Here is a 17358-nt window from a genome sequence, read left to right on the forward strand (position 1 = left end):
TATAATTACCTATTAATTTCTAGAACTAAACTTTCTTTCTTTTGAAAATTGGACTAAACGTCCTGTTTTTATTCTGTTAATCCCCCTACCGCCGGGGGGCGCCCGGCGTGGATCACGCCGGGCGCCCCGCTGTCATGACCGGTGACTACTCCTTGCGGAGCATCGCGTCGACCACCCGGACGGAGGCCTTGCCGTCGTCCAGGTCGCAGTACGCCTCACGGAACGCGGCCGCCTTGTCCGCGTACTCGGCCGCCACCGCGTCCACCCGTCCGAGCGCGTCGACCAGCGCCTCGGAGGTGGCCAGCAGCGGGCCCGGGGCCTCGGCCTCGAAGTTCAGGCTGAAACCGCGCAGGTTGTCGCGGTAGTGCTCCAGGTCGTGGGTGAAGAACAGCACCGGCTTCCCGGTGGTGGCGAAGTCGAAGACGCTCGACGAGTAGTCGGTGACCAGCACGTCGGCGATCAGCAGCAGCTCCGCCATGTCGGGGTAGCTGCCGACGTCCCAGATGTAGCCGTTGCCGGCGCCCGGGATCTGGCCGCACATCATGTTGTGCCGGCGCACCAGCAGCACCTGGTCGTCGCCCAGCGCGGCCTTGGCCGCCTCCAGGTCGATCCGCAGGTCGATCTGGTAGCCGCCGTTCGGCCGGCGCCGGTCCTCGCGCCAGGTCGGCGCGTACAGCACGACCTTCTTGCCCTCGGGCAGGCCGAGCCGCTCGCGGACCTGCTCGGCGGTCTTCTCCCGGTCGGCCGCGAACAGCAGGTCGTTCCGGGGCGCCCCGCTCTCCAGGATCTCGCCCTGGTAGTCGAAGGCGCGCCGCAGCACCGGGGCGGACCAGCTGTTGCCGGCCACCAGCAGGCTCCAGTTCGGCACCTCGCGGCTCAGGCCCTTGAGGTAGTTCGAGTCGGTGAACCAGACCTTCTCGAAGTCGAGGCCGACCTGCTTGAGCGGGCTGCCCATCCGGGTCTGCAGGACCACCTGGCCGGGGCGGCGGACGAAGAAGTCGGGCAGGTGGGTGCTGGTGACGATGTACTTGGCGGTCGCCAGCGCCTCGAACCACTCCGGGCTCCACAGCCGGATCGGCTGCGCGGTGCGCGGCAGCTCGGTCTGCATGTCGTCGCTGCCCCACAGGTGCTCCAGCGGCAGGCCGCGGCGGACCAGCTCCTCGTGGATCGCCCGCGGGGAGTCGGCGTAGGCGCTGCCGTGCCCGGCGTTGTAGAGCACCGTGTCGCGCACCGGCAGGCGGCGGGCGGCCGGGTAGTCGGTGGTGCGCAGCCGGCGCTGGCGGAAACCGGACCGCTCCTCGGGCAGCAGCGCCGAGTACGACTCCAGCGACAGGCCGTCGTGGTAGCGGCGCTCCAGCGCGATCCGCTTGCCGCGGGACTCCACCTCCACCGGCAGGGCGCCGAAGCAGTCCGGCGAGATCTGCACGTGGCTGTCCGGCAGGGCCGAGGCCGGCACGCCGACCGGACGGAAGAAGACGTTCCAGGTGCCCTGGGCGAGCGGCACCCGGCCGGCGAAGGTCGCGGTCGGGACAGCGGGCAGCGCAGTGCGGAACCGGCCGTCCGAGATCTCCACCGGGTAGACGTGCTCCTCCTCGCGCCAGTGGTGGCGGACCACCAGCTCCCAGCGGTGCGCGCCGGACTGCGGGAAGGAGCCGCTCAGCAGGAAGCCGTCGGCGCCGCGCGCCGACACCTCGTCCACGATCGGCTGCAGCAGCTGGTCGGAGAGCTGGAGGTGGCCGCTCGGGGAGGGCTTGGTGTAGATCGCCCGGCGCAGCTCGACCGGCGCCTGCGGGTCCAGCGGGACGTGCAGCTGCTCGGGCGCGTTGCGGTCGTCCCAGACCAGCGGGAGGACGCTGTCGTCGGCCAGCAGCAGCGCGGTCTTCCAGCGGTCGCGGACACGCTCGGCGGCCACCGGGTCCAGCTCGGCCCAGGCCTCGCGGACGGCGGTCAGCTCGGCGACCTCGACCGAGGAGGTGAACGGCTGCAGGGTGCCGGCCGGAGTGCCCAGCTCCACCGGGAAGGTCAGCTCGCGGTCCGACTCGAGGTGGGTGAGCCGCAGCCGGGCCCCGGCGAAGCTCGCCCCGGAACGGGCGGCACCGGAGACCTCGATCCGGCCGCCGTGCGCGGCCAGGCCGGTCACCCGGGCCTTGACGGTCTCCACCTGGAGGTAGACGAAGCCGTCCCGGACCCACGGCACGATCCGCACGTCCGGCTCGACCCAGTGCTGCGGGATCGACGCGGCGCTGTCGCTCCAGCCGGCCGAGATCCGGCCCTTGTAGATCCCGCCCTTGCCCGCGCCGGCCACCAGGACGCGCCAGTGGCCGTCCTTCCACTGGCCGCGGTGCTTGAGCTTCTTCGGGTCGACGGCGACGGAGAAGCCGGACCAGTCGCAGTTGTACAGGTCGTGGTTGCAGCTCGCGGTGGCCTCGGGGCTGTACTGGGTCTTCATCGGCACCGCGATCGCCCGGCGGCCCTTGGCCTCGCGCAGCACCAGGGTGCGCACCATGTCGTGCTTGTTCGCCGCGCCCAGCTGCTCCGGGTAGGCGTGCCCGGTCAGCTCCAGCTTCCCGCCGACCCAGGCGCTGCCGTACAGCCGGCTGCGCATGACCAGCGAGTTGTCCAGCTTGAGCACCCCGGACGGGACGCTCTTGCGCCCGCCGCGCAGGAACGGGTAGTCCGCGTACGGCCGCAGCAGGCCGCGGGCCTGCACGCCGCCGCCGCTCTCGCCCTCGTACTTGATCTGCTCGACCAGTTCGTCGACCCGGTTCTGCAGGGTCAGGTGGTACTTGAGCCGCAGCGGCGCGCGCAGCTTGCGGACCTGCTCCTGGCCGATCGAGCGGAGCAGCCGGCTGACGCTCTGGACGTAGGCGTCCCGGTACTCCTTGTCGCCGTCCACGACGGACCAGAAGAACATCGGGATCTCCTCGACGAGGGTGTTCTCGTCGTAGGAGCGCAGGTACTCGGCGAAGCGCGGCTCGGTCTGCTTCTTCAGCCAGGCGCGGACCAGCTCGACCGAGGCGACCCGGTCGACCAGGCCCTTCGGGTTGGTGCGCATCTGGGTGATCGACATCTCGCCGACCTCGCGCTCGCGCCAGTGGTAGATCGGCTCGGAGAGCACGTCCACGCTCTTGGCGAGGTAGTGGTGCGGCACGCTGACCGGCGCGTCCTCGTACAGGATGCCCTCGGGGTAGAGCAGGTCGGCGGCGTCGAAGAAGGAGCGGCGGTACACCTTGTTCCACGCGGTGCGGTCGGTGACCAGCGCCGGGAGCTCGGTGATGTGGGTCTTGAGCCGGGTCTCCTTGAACGGCTTGGAGTGCCCGCCGGACTGGTAGTAGCCCACCGCGCGGAACCGCAGCACGTTGCCGGTGCAGAAGTCCGAGCCGGTCTCGTCCAGCGTGTTGATCATCAGCTCGTACGCGCTCGGCGGCATCGAGTCGTCACTGTCCACGAAGCACAGGAACTCGGAGTCCGGGTCGATGTGCCGGATGCCGGTGTTGCGGGCCGCGCCGAGGCCCTTGTTGACCTGCCGGACCAGCCGGAACCGCGAGTCCTTCGCTGCGTACGCATCGGCGAGCGCCGCACTGCCGTCCTTCGAACCGTCGTCGACCATGACGCACTCGAAGTCCGTGAAGGTCTGGGCGGCGATCGAGTCGAGGCATTCGACGAGATAACGCTCGACGTTGTAGATCGGAACGACGATGGAGAGGCGGGGAGCCATCGGCTACGCAGGCCTTTCTCGGGAGGAGCGTGGCAGCCCGCAGGGGGTCTGGCCGCACTTGGATCGGTGCGTACGTGCCCCCCGATCCTACCTCCGGGGCCCGGACCCCCTCGGGCCCACTACGCTGGCCCCCGTGCCCCGCTTCAGTGTCATCGTCCCCGTGTACCAGGTCCAGGACTACCTCGCCGAGTGCCTCGAATCGGTCCTCGGCCAGGGCGGACCGGACTTCGAACTGATCGCGGTGGACGACCGCTCGCCGGACGGCTGCGGCGCGATGCTGGACGAGGCCGCGGCCGCCGATCCCCGGGTCCGGGTGCTGCACCTGCCGGAGAACGTCGGCCTGGGCCGGGCCCGCAACGCCGGCCTGGAGGTCGCCACCGGCGACTACGTGCTCTTCCTCGACAGCGACGACACCCTCACCCCCGGCCTGCTGGCCGCCGTCGAGGACCGCCTCGCCGCCACCGGCGACCCGGACGTCCTGGTCTACGACTACGCCCGCACCTACGCCGACGGCCGGATCACCCGCGCCGCCGCCGGCCACGTCTTCGGCGCCGACTCCCCGGACGTCTTCGACCTCGCCGCCCGCCCCGACCTGCTCGACCTGCTCCAGGTCGTCTGGAACAAGGCCTACCGCCGCGGGTTCGTCACCGAGCAGCAGCTGGAGTTCCCGGCCGGCTACTACGAGGACACCCCCTGGACGTACCCGGCGCTGCTCGCCGCCGCCACCGTCACCCTGCTCGACCGGGTCGGCGTGCACTACCGCCAGCGCCAGGAGGGCGGCAACATCCTGGCCACCGCCAGCCGCAAGCACTTCGACGTCTTCGCCCAGTACGACCTGGTCTTCGCCTTCCTGGACCGCCGCCCCGACCTGGACCGGTGGCGCCCGGTGGTCTTCGGCAAGATGCTCAACCACCTCAACACCGTGGTCGCCAAGCCCGGCCGGATCCCGCCCGGCGACCGCCGCGAGTACTTCCGCCGCTCCGCCGCGCACTGCGCCCGGCTGCGCCCGGCCGGCTACCGCCCGCCGCCCGGCGTGGACGGCGTGCGCACCGAACTGCTCGGCCACGGGCGGTACGCCGCCTACCAGGCCGTCCGCGCCCTGGCGAAGGCCCGACGGCTCGTCAACCGGTAAGCCCGTCCCCCGGATCCGGCCCGCGCCTGACGGCCGTTCGGGGGACGGACCGGTATAACCGGTCGGGTGGACTTCCTGACCCGCCTTCCGGTCCTGGGCCCGCTCGTGGCCCGGGTACTGCGCAGCCGCCCCTACCGGGTGTACGAGTACTTCTCCGCCGCCCGCGGCAACCGGCTGGCCGGAGCCGTCACCTTCTTCGGCTTCCTGGCCCTGTTCCCGCTGCTCACGGTCGGCCTGGCGATCGCCGTCGCCACGCTGAACGGCAGTCAGGTGGACGACCTCCAGCACCACATCTCCGACCAGCTGCCGGGCCTGTCGGACTCGCTCAACCTGCCGTCCCTGGTGGCGAACGCGGGCACCCTCGGGCTGGTCAGCGGCGCCCTGCTGCTGGTCTCCGGCCTCGGCTGGGTGGACACCATGCGCACCTCGATCAGGGACGTCTGGCAGCTGCCCGAGGAGGACGGCAACCCGGTGCTGCGCAAGGCCTGGGACGTCCTGGTGCTGGCCGGCCTCGGCCTGGTGTCGCTGTTCTCGGTGGCCGCCTCCGCCGCCGGCACCACGCTCGCCGGGCGGATCGCCGACGCGATCGGCCTGGGCAGCGGCTACCTGCTGACCGGGGTCGGCGTGCTGATCGCCATAGCGTGCGACATGCTGCTCTTCGCCTACCTGCTGGCGCCCTTCCCCGGGATCACCGACCAGCGCCGCCGCGACCTGCTGACCGGCGCCCTGATCGGCGCGGTCGGCTTCGAACTGCTGAAACTGCTGCTCTCCTCCTACCTCGGCTCGGTCGCCGGGCGGAGCCTGTACGGGGCCTTCGCCACCCCGGTGGCGCTGCTGCTGTGGATCAACTTCGTGAGCCGGCTGCTGATGTACTGCGTGGCCTGGACGGCCACCGCCGACCCGGCGGCGGCCCGGGAGCGGACCAGGGAGCACGGCCGGGCGCTGCTGGCCGCGGCCGACGAGGCCGAGGCGAAGGACACCACGCCCACGGCGACGCCCCGGCCCCGGACCTGAGGCCGGGACCGGGGCGTCGGACCGCGGCTCAGTCCCCGGCGCGGCCCGACGCCCGGCGCCGGAGGGCCACCACGGCGCCCGCCGCGACCACGGCCCCGACCAGCACGGCCGTCCAGGTGCCCGGGCCCGGCCCGTCGTCCCCGGCCGGTCCGGCGGCGGCCCGGCCCGCGGTGGGGGAGGGGTGCGGCGGCGGCGCGGGGGCACCGGCGGCGCCACCCGCCTGACCGGTCGGCTCCTCGCCGCCGGCCTGCTGCTCGTCGACCAGCCGGCCGACCGGCTGCACCTTGCCCGCCGCGGCGAAGCCCCAGTCCAGCAGCTCGGCCGTCTCGTCGTACACCTTCTGGTAGCTGGCCGGGTGCATCACCGTCACCAGCAGGGTCCGCCCGTTCCGCTCGGCGGCGCCGACGAAGGTCGAACCGGCGTTGGTGGTGGTGCCGTTCTTCACCCCGATCAGCCCGGGGTACTTGCCCAGCAGCCGGTCGGTGTTGGCGATCCCGAAGCTGCCACGCTGGCCGGTGTTCTTGTCGACGGCGCCCGGGAACATCGCGTCCCGGGTCGCGCAGTACCCGCGGAAGTCCGGGTTGCGCAGGCCGGAACGGGCGAACAGCGACAGGTCGTAGGCCGAGGACAGCTGGCCGTCCATGTCGTAGCCGTCCGGGGAGATCACCTTGGTGTCCCGCGCCTGCAGGGCCTCGGCCCGGGCCTGCATCTCGTTGACGGTCGGCTGGATACCGCCGTTCATGTGGGCCAGGACGTGCACGGCGTCGTTGCCCGAACTCAGGAACACCCCGCGCCACAGGTCCTCGACCCGGTAGTCCAGGTTCTCCTTGATGCCGACCAGGCTGCTGCCGGCGCCGATGTTCTGGATCTCCTCGTCGGCGACCCGGTGCACCGCGTTGCGGTCGAACTTGGGCAGCACGGTGTCCGCGAAGAGGATCTTCAAGGTGCTCGCGGGGGGCAGCCTGAGATGCGGGTTGTAGGCCGCCAGCACGTCCCCCGACGTGGCGTCGGAGACTATCCAGGACTGGCCGGTGAGGTCCGTCGGCAGGGCCGGCGCCCCCGTCAGCGGATTGACCTGGACCCCGGGCAGCCCCAGCCGCTCACCGCCGATCGCGGACGGCGGGGGCGGCGCCTGCGGAGCCGCGACCGCCGCGGGCGCGGCGAGCAGGACCGGGAGGGCCGCGGTGACCGCGGCGCACAACTGCGCGAAGGTGTGACGGGGTGTGGACACCAGCTGACCGTACCCACTGCGGAGCGCCGCCGTCCGCCACACCGGACCGGTCCTCCGCAGGAGGGGCCCGCCCTACGCCGATCGGCGGCCCGCGCATACTGGGGAGGCACCCCGCCGCCACCGCACCCCCGCCGAGGACCACCCCATGAAGCTCAGCCGCCGCACCTCCTGGTTCCTGACCGCCTTCGGCGTCTGGTCGATGATCATCTGGACCACCTTCGTCAAGAACCTGTGGAAGGACTCCGGCAACCAGGCCTTCGTGAACGGCGACCACTCCCAGCCCACCGCCTTCTTCTGGATCCACCTGCTCCTCGCCGTCACCTCCTTCCTCCTCGGCATCGCCGTCGGCACCGTCGGCCTCCGCGGCCTCCGCGCCACCCGCCGCACCCCGGCCACGGCCACGGACTGACCCCGAATCCCCGTTGCCGCCGCCGATTCCTCCTGGCAGGATCCCCACCGTTCGTACACGCGGGCGACAAACGACATCAGGGGTGGGGATTCTTTGATGAAGCACGTGCACTTGCGCAGGTTCGGCGGGGTCGCGGCGGCGACGGTGGCCGCCGGATTGCTGGCCACACCGTCCGCCGTGGCCGTCCCGGGCGCGGCGGTCACCGATCCGAAGGCACTGCCCGCCCCGGGCTTCGCCGCCACGGGCCTGCACACCGACGCCTGCGACGGCGCGACCGCCCCCGGCTGGCTGAGTGTCGCCAACCCCGTCCTGACCGTCAGCGCCACCTCCCCGAAGGTGCGCTTCAAGCTCTGGGACGACTCGACCCCGGCGCACGACAAGGTCGCCGACAGCACCGCCGACGTCACTTCCGGTGCCGCCAAGCTCGCCACCGGCGGCCTCGTGGACGGGCACAGCTACACCTGGCAGGCCTGGCCCGAGTACTCCCCGGGCAGTGGCGAGCCCGCGTCGGCCTGCCACTTCAAGGTCGACCTCACCCCGCCCGGACTGTCCGTCTCCTCGACCGACTTCCCGCCGAGCGGCTCCGGCGCCACGCCGACCAAGTACGCGGGCGAGAACGGTGTCTTCACACTCAAGGGCACCGACGCCGCGTCCGGTGTGGCCTGCTACCAGTACTCGCTGAACAGCTCGCTCAGTGTCGGCTGGGACTGCGCCTCCGGGCACACCGTGAAGGCCGGTGCCGACGGTGCCGGCCAGCTCACCCTGAAGCCCAAGGACTGGGGCGCCAACGTGCTGACCGTCCAGGCCATGGACAACGCCGGAAACGTCGGCCAGCCGTTCACGTACAGCTTCTACGCCCCGTCGGACCCGCGCCCCAAGCCGTCCGTCCCGGGCGACGTGAACGGCGACGGTGTGCCGGACGTCCTGCTCCCGGACGCCCAGGGCAACCTGCAGATCATCAGCGCCGACGCCACCGGCACCACCCCGGCCTCGACCGTCCCGGCCGCGCTCTCGCCGCTGCACAACGGCTGGACGGGCGATCTGGTGCTGCACCGCGGCTGGACCGACGTCCATGGTCCCGGCGACGACCTGATCGTCCGACCCAAGGGCGACACCCAGTCCCTGTACGTCTACACCAACTGGAGCAAGGGCGATTTCAGCGACCGCGCCCCCACGACGGTGTGGAAGCCGGCCACCTGCATCACCGCCGAAGGGGAGACCGCCACCTGCCCCGAGGGCTACGCCACCGACTGGTCGGGTGCCGACCAACTCGTCGCGGTCGGCAGCCGGTTCGGCGGCACGTCGCCCTCCCTGCCGACGCTCCTCTCGGTCGAGAGCGGAAAGCTCTACGCCTACATCGACACGAGCCGGGACTGGGGCTACGTCGAGCCCGTCGCCACCACCGGTGACTGGAGCGGCTACGACCTGATCGCCCCGGGCGCGGATGCCTCGGGCAACCTCACCGTGTGGGCGCGGGAGCGGGCGACCGGTGCGTTGCACGCCTACCCGGTGCCCAAGCAGGCCAATGGACTGCTGAACTTCTCCGCCCTCGCCGACCCCGCGACGGGTGTCGTCGCCACCGGTTTCACCACCACCGCCTACCCGACCCTCGGCAGCTCGGGCGACGCCGACGGCGACGGCAAGCCCGACCTGTGGGCCGTCACCGCCGACCGGCACCTGGTGACCTTCAGCGGATGGACCTCGCCGAAGGACCTCGGCACGCTGCGCTGAGCCCGGACGTACGAGCGGCCCCGCCCGGGTGATCGGGCGGGGCCCGCGCGTTGCGCACGCGAACAGCCGGGCCGCCACCTGGAATCCCCGTTGCCGCTGTCAGTGCCCGCTGGCAGGATCCTCACCGTTCTCGCGCGCGCACCGGACGCGCCGAACACAAGGGGTGGGGAACCTTCATGACATTTTCGCGTGCCCGCAGACTCGGCGGGGTCGTCGTGGCGGCTCTCGCCGCCGGCCTGCTCACCGGGCCGGCGGCCTCGGCCGACTCCGCGCCGGCTGTCGTCGGTACCGCCCAGGGCGCGGACCGGATCACCGCGGCCTGCGGTCCGACCACGGATCCGGCCTGGATTGGTCGGAGCGGGACCGGCACCGACCTCGTCGCCAAGGTCACCGGTACCGGTGCCCGGTTCAGCGTCTGGGACGTGACCACGGGTGCGGAGGACCCGGTGTTCACCGGTGAGGCCCAGACCTACGGAACCCCGCAGGCCGGTCTCAGCGTGCCCGGCCTGCTGGACGGGCACAGCTACGCCTGGCACGCCTGGGCCCTCCAAGGCGCCCAGGCCTCCGCCCCCTCGGCGGACTGCCGCTTCACCGTGGACGCGACCGCCCCGACCGTCACGGTCGCCTCGACCGACTTCCCGGCGAGCGGCACCGCCACGAAGTACGCGGGGCAGAAGGGGACTTTCGTCCTCAAGGGCGCCGATGCGGTCCCCGCGGGCGGTGAGGCCTCCGGAATCGCGTGCTTCCGGTACGCCTGGATGTACGCCGGGACCGACTGCAACTCGCCGGAGGCCGTCGAGCCGGATGCCGACGGTACGGCGAAGATCGACCTCAAGGTCCTGCAGTGGGGCAGCAACAACCTCGTCGTCAACGTGATCGACAACGCGGGCAACGTCGGCCGGACGACCTACACCTTCTACGCCCCGTCGAACCCCAGCGCGCCGAAGACCCTCGGCGACGTGGACGGGGACGGTGTCGCGGACATCCTGCTCCCCGACGCCCAGGGCAACCTGCAGTACATCGGCGTCAACGCGACCGACACGACGCCGAACGCCGTCATCGCGGCCAACCGCGCTCCCTCCGGGCAGAGTTGGGCGCCCTACCAGGTCGCCCACCGGGGGTGGGACTACCACGCGCCGTCCTCGGACGACCTGTTCATCCACAAGCCGGGCGACGCCTCCCTGACCGTCTACCGGAACTGGGACTACGGAGGCATGACCAAGGGTTTCGACCGTTCGGGCGACCGCGTGTGCGGCGACCCGTTCGAGCCGCAGCCCTGCCCGGCCGGCTTCGCCGCCGACTGGTCCAAGACCGACCAGATCGTCGCCTTCGGCCCGGTGGCCGGCGGCACCTCGCCGTCACTCCTGACGCTGGAGAGCGGGAACCTCTGGCTGCTCGCCGGGGCCACCTCCGGTTTCGACAAGATCACCAAGCTCACCACCTCCGGTGCCTGGAGCGGCTACGACCTGGTCGCCCCCGGCCCGGACGCGGCCGGCAACCTCGCCCTCTGGGCGCGTGACCGGGCCACTGGCGAGCTGCACGCCTACCCGGTCCCGAAGAAGGCCGACGGCACCTTCGACTTCTCCGCCCTCGCCGATCCGAAGGCTGACGTCGTCGCCACCGGCTTCACCGTCGACAAGTACCCGACCCTCGGCAGCTCGGGCGACGCCGACGGTGACGGCAAGCCGGACCTGTGGGCCGTCACGGCCGACCGGCACCTGGTGATGTACAGCGGCTGGACCGATGCCAACGACCTCGGCCCGCTGAACTGATCCGCCGACGGAGGCCCTGCCCGATCAACTCGGGCGGGGCCTCCGTGCCGTGCGCGGGCCACCGGTCGGAATCCCCGTTGCCGCCGGTGGTTCTCCGCTGGCAAGATCCTCTCCGCTCGTACGCGCGTACCGGACGCGCCGAGCACGATGGGTGGGGGGAATTTCGATGAAGCACGTGCACCTGCGCAGATTCGGCGGGGTCGCCGCGGCGACCGTGGCCGCCGGGCTGCTGGCCACGCCGACGGTGGCGGTGGCCGATGCCGGGCCGGCCGTCCTGGGGACCAGCCAGGGCGTCGACGCCCAGCACCTCGGGGCCTGCGGCCCGGCGGGCGACCCGGCCTGGATCGGCCGGAGCGTCAACGGGCCGGCGCTCAACGTCAAGGTCGCCGGCACCGGCGCCCGGTTCGGGGTCTGGGACGTGACCACCGGCGCCGAGGACCCGGTGTTCACCGGCGAGGCCCAGACCAACGGGGCCCCGCAGGCGGGCCTCACCGTCCCCGGTCTGCTGGACGGCCACAGCTACGCCTGGCACGCCTGGGCCCTCCAGGGCGCCCAGGCCTCCGCCCCGTCGGCGGACTGCCACTTCACGGTGGACACCACCAGCCCGACCGCCACGGTCTCCTCGGCCGACTTCCCGGCGAGCGGCACCGCCCCCAAGTTCGCGGGCCAGTTCGGCACCTTCGTGGTCAAGGCCACCGACCCGGTACCGGCCGGCGGCGAGTCCTCCGGGATCGCCTGCATCCGCTACGGCTGGGGCAACCTCGGCGTCGGTGGCTGCGACTCGCCCGACGCCGTCGTCCCGGAGGACGACGGCACGGCGACCGTCAGCCTGCGGGTCCTGAACTGGGGCACCAACACCCTCAACGTCCAGGTGATCGACGACGCGGGCAACGTCGGCGGGGCGGGCTACACCTTCTACGCCCCGTCGAACCCCAACCCGCCCAAGGCGCCCGGCGACGTCGACGGGGACGGCGTCCCGGACGTCCTGCTGCCGGACGCCGCGGGCAACCTGCAGATCATCAGCAGCGGCTCGGGTGACACCACGCCGTCCGCGGTGATCCGGGCCGTCCAGTCCCCGAACCAGACCTCGTGGTCCAACGTCCAGGTGGCGCACCGAGGTTGGGACGCCAACATGCACGCGCCGATGGACGACCTGCTGATGCACCCGAGCGGCTCGCCGGCGCTGTACTTCTACAACAACCAGGACTACGCCTCGTTCACCGGGTACCCGTCGGCGATCTCCCGGCCGTCCGCCTGCCAGAACGCCGCCGGAACGGCCGCCGCCTGCCCGGCCGGCTTCGCCACCGACTGGCACAAGGCCGACCAGATCGCCCTGATCGGCTCCCTGGACAGCCGGATGGTCTCCTCCCTGATGACCGTGGAGGACGGCAACCTCTGGCTGTTCGCCAACCCCGGCTTCTCCTACCGGCTGCGGACCGCCCGCCAGCTCACCACCGACGGCGCCTGGGCGGGCTACGACCTGGTCGCCCCGGGGCCGGACGCGGCCGGCAACCTCGCCCTCTGGGCGCGTGACCGGGCCACCGGGGAGCTGCACGCCTACCCGATCGCGAAGAAGGCCGACGGCACCTTCGACTTCTCCGCCCTCGCCGACCCGAAGGCGGGCGTCGTCGCGAGCGGCTTCACCGTCGACAAGTACCCGACGCTCGGCAGCTCGGGCGACGTGGACGGCGACGGCAAGCCGGACCTGTGGGCCGTCACGGCCGACCGGCACCTGGTGTACTACAGCGGCTGGAGCGACCCCTCCGGTGCCGGTGCGCTGAAGTGAGGAACACGGAGGCCCCCGTCCGATCGGAAGGATCGGACGGGGGCCTCCGTGGGCGTCGGGCGGGGATCAGAAGCGGCGGGTGACCAGCGCCCGCTTCACTTCCTGGATCGCCTTGGTGACCTCGATGCCGCGCGGGCAGGCCTCGGAGCAGTTGAAGGTGGTGCGGCAACGCCACACGCCCTCACGGTCGTTGAGGATCTCCAGGCGCTGCTCGGCACCCTCGTCGCGCGAGTCGAAGATGAAGCGGTGCGCGTTGACGATGGCGGCCGGGCCGAAGTACTGGCCGTCGTTCCAGAACACCGGGCAGGACGACGTGCACGCGGCGCACAGGATGCACTTGGTGGTGTCGTCGAAGCGCTCGCGGTCCTCGGCGGACTGCAGGCGCTCGCGGGTCGGGTCGTTCCCCTTGGTGATGAGGAACGGCATGACGTCCTTGTACGCCTGGAAGAACGGGTCCATGTCCACGACCAGGTCCTTAAGGACCGTCAGGCCCTTGATGGCCTCGATCGTGATCGGCTTCTCCGGGTCGACGTCCTTGATCAGGGTCTTGCACGCCAGCCGGTTGCGGCCGTTGATCCGCATGGCGTCGGAGCCGCAGATGCCGTGCGCGCAGGAACGGCGGTAGGTGAGGGTGCCGTCCTGCTCCCACTTGATCTTGTTGAGCGCGTCCAGGACGCGCTCCTTCGGGTCCAGGGTCAGCTGGTAGTCGACCCACACCGGGTCCGGGTGCTCCTCCGGGTTGAACCGGCGGATCCGGAAGGTGACGGTGATCAGCTGTACGCCACCGGCCTCGACCGCGTCCAGAGCGGCCGAGTGCTCCACAGTCGGAGTGCTCATCAGTACTTACGCTCCATCGGCTGGTAGCGGGTCGTGACGACCGGCTTGTAGTCGAGGCGGATGGAGGTGCTGCCGTCGGCGGCGACCTCCTGGTACGCCATGGTGTGCTGCATGAACTTCACGTCGTCACGGGTCGGGAAGTCCTCGCGGTAGTGACCGCCGCGGGACTCCTCACGGGCCAGCGCGGAGACGGCCAGCACCTCGGCCAGGTCGAGCAGGTTGCCCAGCTCGATGGCCTCCAGGAGGTCCGTGTTGTACCGGAAGCCCTTGTCCTGGATGGAGACGTGCTTGTAGCGCTCCCGCAGGGCGGCGATGTCCTCGACGGCCTGCTTGAGGGTGGCGCCGGTGCGGTAGACCATCGCGTTGGCGTCCATGGTCTCCTGCAGCTCCTTGCGGATCTGCGCCACGGACTCGGTGCCGGTCGACTCGCGGAGCCTGTCGACCATGCCCTGGACCAGCGTCTCCGGGTCCTCCGGGAGCGGGACGAACTCGTTCGCGTTGGCGTAGTCGGCGGCGGCGATGCCCGCGCGACGGCCGAACACGTTGATGTCCAGCAGCGAGTTGGTGCCGAGGCGGTTGGCGCCGTGCACGGACACGCAGGCGACCTCGCCGGCCGCGTACAGGCCCGGGACGACGTCGGTGTTGTTGCGCAGGACCTCACCCTCGACGTTGGTCGGGATGCCGCCCATGGCGTAGTGCGCGGTGGGCTGGATCGGGATCGGGTCCGTGTAGGGCTCGATGCCGAGGTAGGTGCGCGCGAACTCGGTGATGTCCGGGAGCTTGGCGTCCAGCTGCTCCGGCGGCAGGTGGGTCAGGTCCAGGTAGACGTGGTCGCCGTCCGGACCGCAGCCGCGGCCTTCGCGGATCTCGGTGTAGATCGCGCGGGAGCAGACGTCACGGGACGCGAGGTCCTTCATGACGGGGGCGTAGCGCTCCATGAAGCGCTCGCCGTCCTTGTTGCGCAGGATGCCGCCCTCGCCGCGGGCGCCCTCGGTGAGCAGGATGCCCATGCGCCAGATGCCCGTCGGGTGGAACTGGAAGAACTCCATGTCCTCCAGCGGCAGGCCGCGGCGGTAGGCCACGGCCTGGCCGTCACCGGTGAGGGTGTGGGCGTTGGAGGAGACCTTGAAGAACTTGCCGGTGCCGCCGGAGGCGAACACGACCGACTTGGCCTGGAAGACGTGGATCTCGCCGGTGGCCAGCTCGTAGGCGACGACGCCGGCCGTCTTGCCCTCGTTGATCAGCAGGTCGAGGACGTAGAACTCGTTGAAGAACTCGACGCCGTGCTTGACGCAGTTCTGGAACAGCGTCTGGAGGATCATGTGGCCGGTGCGGTCGGCCGCGTAGCACGAGCGGCGGACCGGGGCCTCGCCGTGGTTGCGGGAGTGACCGCCGAAGCGGCGCTGGTCGATCCGGCCCTGCTCGGTGCGGGAGAAGGGCAGACCCATCTTCTCCAGGTCGAGGACGGCGTCGATGGCCTCCTTGCACATGATCTCGGCGGCGTCCTGGTCGACCAGGTAGTCACCGCCCTTGACCGTGTCGAAGGTGTGCCACTCCCAGTTGTCCTCCTCGACGTTGGCCAGGGCGGCGCACATGCCGCCCTGGGCCGCGCCGGTGTGGGACCGGGTCGGGTAGAGCTTGGTCAGGACGGCGGTGCGGCTGCGCTGCGTCGACTCGATGGCCGCGCGCATGCCGGCGCCGCCGGCGCCGACGATGACGGTGTCGTACTGGTGAATCTGCATGGGGGGTTAACTCGCCTCTGGCCTCTGCCGATGGTCGATGGTGCTCGCGGCTCAGATGTTGGGGTCGAAGGTGAAGATCACCAGGGTGCCCAGCAGCACGGTGAAGACCGTGGCGGTACCCATGAGCCCCTTGAGCCAGAGCCGGGTCGAGTCCTTCTCGGCGTAGTCGTTGATGACCTGACGCATGCCGTTGGCGCCGTGCAGCATGGCGAGCCAGAGCATCAGGAGGTCCCAGCCCTGCCAGAACGGCGAGGCCCAGCGACCGGCGACGAAGGCGAACCCGATCTTGGAGACGCCACCGTCCAGGACCAGCATGATCAGCAGGTGGCCGAGGATCAGCACGACCAGGACGACACCGGACAGGCGCATGAAGAGCCAGGCCAGCATCTCGAAGTTGGTGCGGGTGCGGCGCGGGGTCTTCCCGGTCCGCTTGCGCGGCGGCTCGATGACGAAGGCGTCGGCGGGGTTGCCCGTGCCGAGGCCCTTGCCGGTGTGCGCCTGCTTGGAGGGGACGACGATCGCGTCGGAGTAGTCCGTGGACATCAGTCAGCTCACTTCCCGAACCAGGAGATCAGCGTGTGCTGCAGGATGCCGTAGAAGGAGCCGGCCATCAGGACGACCCAGACCCCGACGACGGTCCACAGCATCTGCTTCTGGTACTTCGGGCCCTTGGACCAGAAGTCCACCGCGACGACGCGCAGGCCGTTGAGCGCGTGGAACAGGATGGCGGCCACCAGGCCGTACTCCATCAGGTTCACGAGCGGAGTCTTGTACGTCTGAATGACGGTGTCGTAGGACTCCGGCGACACTCGCACGAGGGCGGTGTCCAGGACGTGGGCGAACAGGAAGAAGAAGATGAGGACGCCGGTGACTCGATGAGCCACCCAGCTCCACATGCCTTCCCGGCCGCGGTACAGCGTTCCAGCCGGCACGGAAAAACCCTCCGGAAGCGATTGGGGGCTCGGCCGGCTTCGGTGTCGGTCAGCCCGGCCGGGTACGGTCCACCGGCCGCCAGCATCCTATCGACGCCTCGTCGGGAACCGCCTCCGGGGTACCCAGGTGTGATCAATCAGGCACTTCTGGCCTAGTACGGAGGGAACCCGGGCCACTTCGGTCACGCTGAGTGACCAGCCTGGGGCTTCATGGTGACGGGCGGCGATCGGATTCACCCAGGGGGATGAAATCGGGTCCGGCCGCACCGCCCCCGGCGTGGCGCGCCGGGGGCGGGGGCTCAGCGCGCTCCGGCCTCGGAGTGGGTGGCGACCAGGTGCTCCAGTCGGGTGAGGGCGATCCGCCGGAGCTCGTCCGCCGCGGTCAGCCGCTCCTCGTCCGGGTCGTTGGCCAGCCGGGTGCGGATGGAGGAGAGCACGGCGTCGAGCATCTCCTCCGGGTCGACGCCGTCCAGGCAGACCACGAAGACGTGGCCGAACCGGGCCTCGTAGGCGGCGTGGGCGGCCCGAAGCGCGGTGTGCGCGGCCTGGCTGCCGGGGGCGCGCATGCCGAGCAGCGGCTGCGGCATCCAGCTCTCGTCGGCCAGGGCCTCGGCGAGGTCCGCCGGGCGCAGGTCGTAGGAGGCCTCGCTGGCGGCGGCCAGCAGGGACTCTATGTCGGGGTAGGGGCGGTGGGCGGTGAGGCGCAGGGCCCAGCGGTGGCTGCCGCAGCAGGCCAGCAGGGCCTCCTCGGCAGCGCCGGCGTCCGCCTCGTTGAAGCGGTGCAGGCCGAGGAGGGTCGGCTCGCTGCGGACGTCGGGCCGCTGTGACGGGATGTCGCTGGCCAGCGGGTCCTCCTCGTGAGGGCGGGAAGCGGCTGGTGTGGGGTGGTGGAGCAGGTGGAGTATGGGGCTGCGGAGGGGGCGCGCGGCGCCGTTCTGGCAGCTCCTCAAAGGTAGTTGAGCGCTCATCAGTTGGGGAGGGCGCGCGCGGAATTCATCCGGACGAGCTATCAAGTTGTGACGTTGACACCTTCTCGTCAGCGCCCTCCCCGTAC

General features: G+C 71.1%; 13 protein-coding genes. 6 read left to right on the forward strand and 7 right to left on the reverse strand.

Annotated elements, in window-relative coordinates:
- Positions 1 to 145: 145 nt before the first annotated feature.
- Entirely contained in the window at positions 146 to 3718 is a 3573-nt protein-coding gene (locus ACFC1T_RS01930) for a CDP-glycerol glycerophosphotransferase family protein (RefSeq protein WP_375882241.1), read from the reverse strand.
- A 133-nt stretch (positions 3719 to 3851) separates the two neighbouring features.
- On the opposite strand from ACFC1T_RS01930, the gene ACFC1T_RS01935 reads away from it, so the two are divergent.
- A complete protein-coding gene (locus ACFC1T_RS01935; RefSeq protein ID WP_375882243.1) occupies positions 3852 to 4850 on the forward strand; it encodes a glycosyltransferase family 2 protein in 999 nt (332 codons plus the stop codon).
- A 66-nt stretch (positions 4851 to 4916) separates the two neighbouring features.
- A complete protein-coding gene (locus tag ACFC1T_RS01940; RefSeq protein WP_375882246.1) occupies positions 4917 to 5864 on the forward strand; it encodes a YihY/virulence factor BrkB family protein in 948 nt (315 codons plus the stop codon).
- 28 nt (positions 5865 to 5892) lie between these two features.
- On the opposite strand, the gene ACFC1T_RS01945 is transcribed toward ACFC1T_RS01940, so the two are convergent.
- Positions 5893 to 7095 (reverse strand): D-alanyl-D-alanine carboxypeptidase family protein, encoded by a 1203-nt coding sequence (locus ACFC1T_RS01945; protein WP_375882248.1) that lies wholly within the window; start codon positions 7093 to 7095, stop codon positions 5893 to 5895.
- 145 nt (positions 7096 to 7240) lie between these two features.
- Here ACFC1T_RS01945 and ACFC1T_RS01950 point away from each other — a divergent pair, with 145 nt between their 5' ends.
- The 4 genes from ACFC1T_RS01950 to ACFC1T_RS01965 all read left to right on the forward strand — a co-directional run bounded on the left by ACFC1T_RS01950 (position 7241) and on the right by ACFC1T_RS01965 (position 12793).
- Positions 7241 to 7504 carry an SCO4848 family membrane protein gene (locus ACFC1T_RS01950; RefSeq protein WP_375882250.1) on the forward strand — a complete coding sequence of 88 codons (264 nt, stop codon included), beginning with the start codon at positions 7241 to 7243 and terminating at the stop codon, positions 7502 to 7504.
- A gap of 96 nt (positions 7505 to 7600) precedes the next feature.
- A complete protein-coding gene (locus tag ACFC1T_RS01955) occupies positions 7601 to 9235 on the forward strand; it encodes a hypothetical protein (RefSeq protein WP_375882253.1) in 1635 nt (544 codons plus the stop codon).
- Between the two features lie 176 nt (positions 9236 to 9411).
- Positions 9412 to 11007, forward strand: a complete 1596-nt coding sequence (locus tag ACFC1T_RS01960) for a hypothetical protein (RefSeq protein ID WP_375882254.1) — start codon at positions 9412 to 9414, stop codon at positions 11005 to 11007.
- Positions 11008 to 11173: 166 nt separating this feature from the next.
- Positions 11174 to 12793 (forward strand): hypothetical protein, encoded by a 1620-nt coding sequence (locus ACFC1T_RS01965; protein WP_375882256.1) that lies wholly within the window; start codon positions 11174 to 11176, stop codon positions 12791 to 12793.
- Between the two features lie 66 nt (positions 12794 to 12859).
- Here the strand turns inward: ACFC1T_RS01965 and ACFC1T_RS01970 are convergent, their stop codons facing one another.
- The 5 genes from ACFC1T_RS01970 to ACFC1T_RS01990 all read right to left on the reverse strand — a co-directional run bounded on the left by ACFC1T_RS01970 (position 12860) and on the right by ACFC1T_RS01990 (position 17254).
- On the reverse strand, positions 12860 to 13630 hold the full coding sequence (locus ACFC1T_RS01970) for a succinate dehydrogenase iron-sulfur subunit (protein WP_375882257.1): 771 nt from the start codon (positions 13628 to 13630) through the stop codon (positions 12860 to 12862).
- Positions 13630 to 15372, reverse strand: coding sequence for a succinate dehydrogenase flavoprotein subunit (sdhA, locus tag ACFC1T_RS01975; protein ID WP_375882260.1), 1743 nt, complete (start codon positions 15370 to 15372; stop codon positions 13630 to 13632). The genes ACFC1T_RS01970 and sdhA overlap by 1 nt, the downstream gene beginning before the upstream one ends.
- A 51-nt stretch (positions 15373 to 15423) precedes the next feature.
- A complete protein-coding gene (gene sdhD, locus ACFC1T_RS01980) occupies positions 15424 to 15915 on the reverse strand; it encodes a succinate dehydrogenase, hydrophobic membrane anchor protein (protein WP_375882263.1) in 492 nt (163 codons plus the stop codon).
- An 8-nt stretch (positions 15916 to 15923) separates the two neighbouring features.
- Positions 15924 to 16304 (reverse strand): succinate dehydrogenase, cytochrome b556 subunit, encoded by a 381-nt coding sequence (sdhC, locus tag ACFC1T_RS01985; protein WP_033332398.1) that lies wholly within the window; start codon positions 16302 to 16304, stop codon positions 15924 to 15926.
- A gap of 299 nt (positions 16305 to 16603) precedes the next feature.
- Complete coding sequence (locus tag ACFC1T_RS01990; protein WP_375882266.1) at positions 16604 to 17254, reverse strand: 2-oxo-4-hydroxy-4-carboxy-5-ureidoimidazoline decarboxylase; 651 nt, start codon at positions 17252 to 17254, stop codon at positions 16604 to 16606.
- Positions 17255 to 17358: the final 104 nt, after the last annotated feature.

This window comes from Kitasatospora sp. NPDC056076 (assembly GCF_042266305.1).
In the GTDB taxonomy this organism is placed as follows: domain Bacteria; phylum Actinomycetota; class Actinomycetes; order Streptomycetales; family Streptomycetaceae; genus Kitasatospora.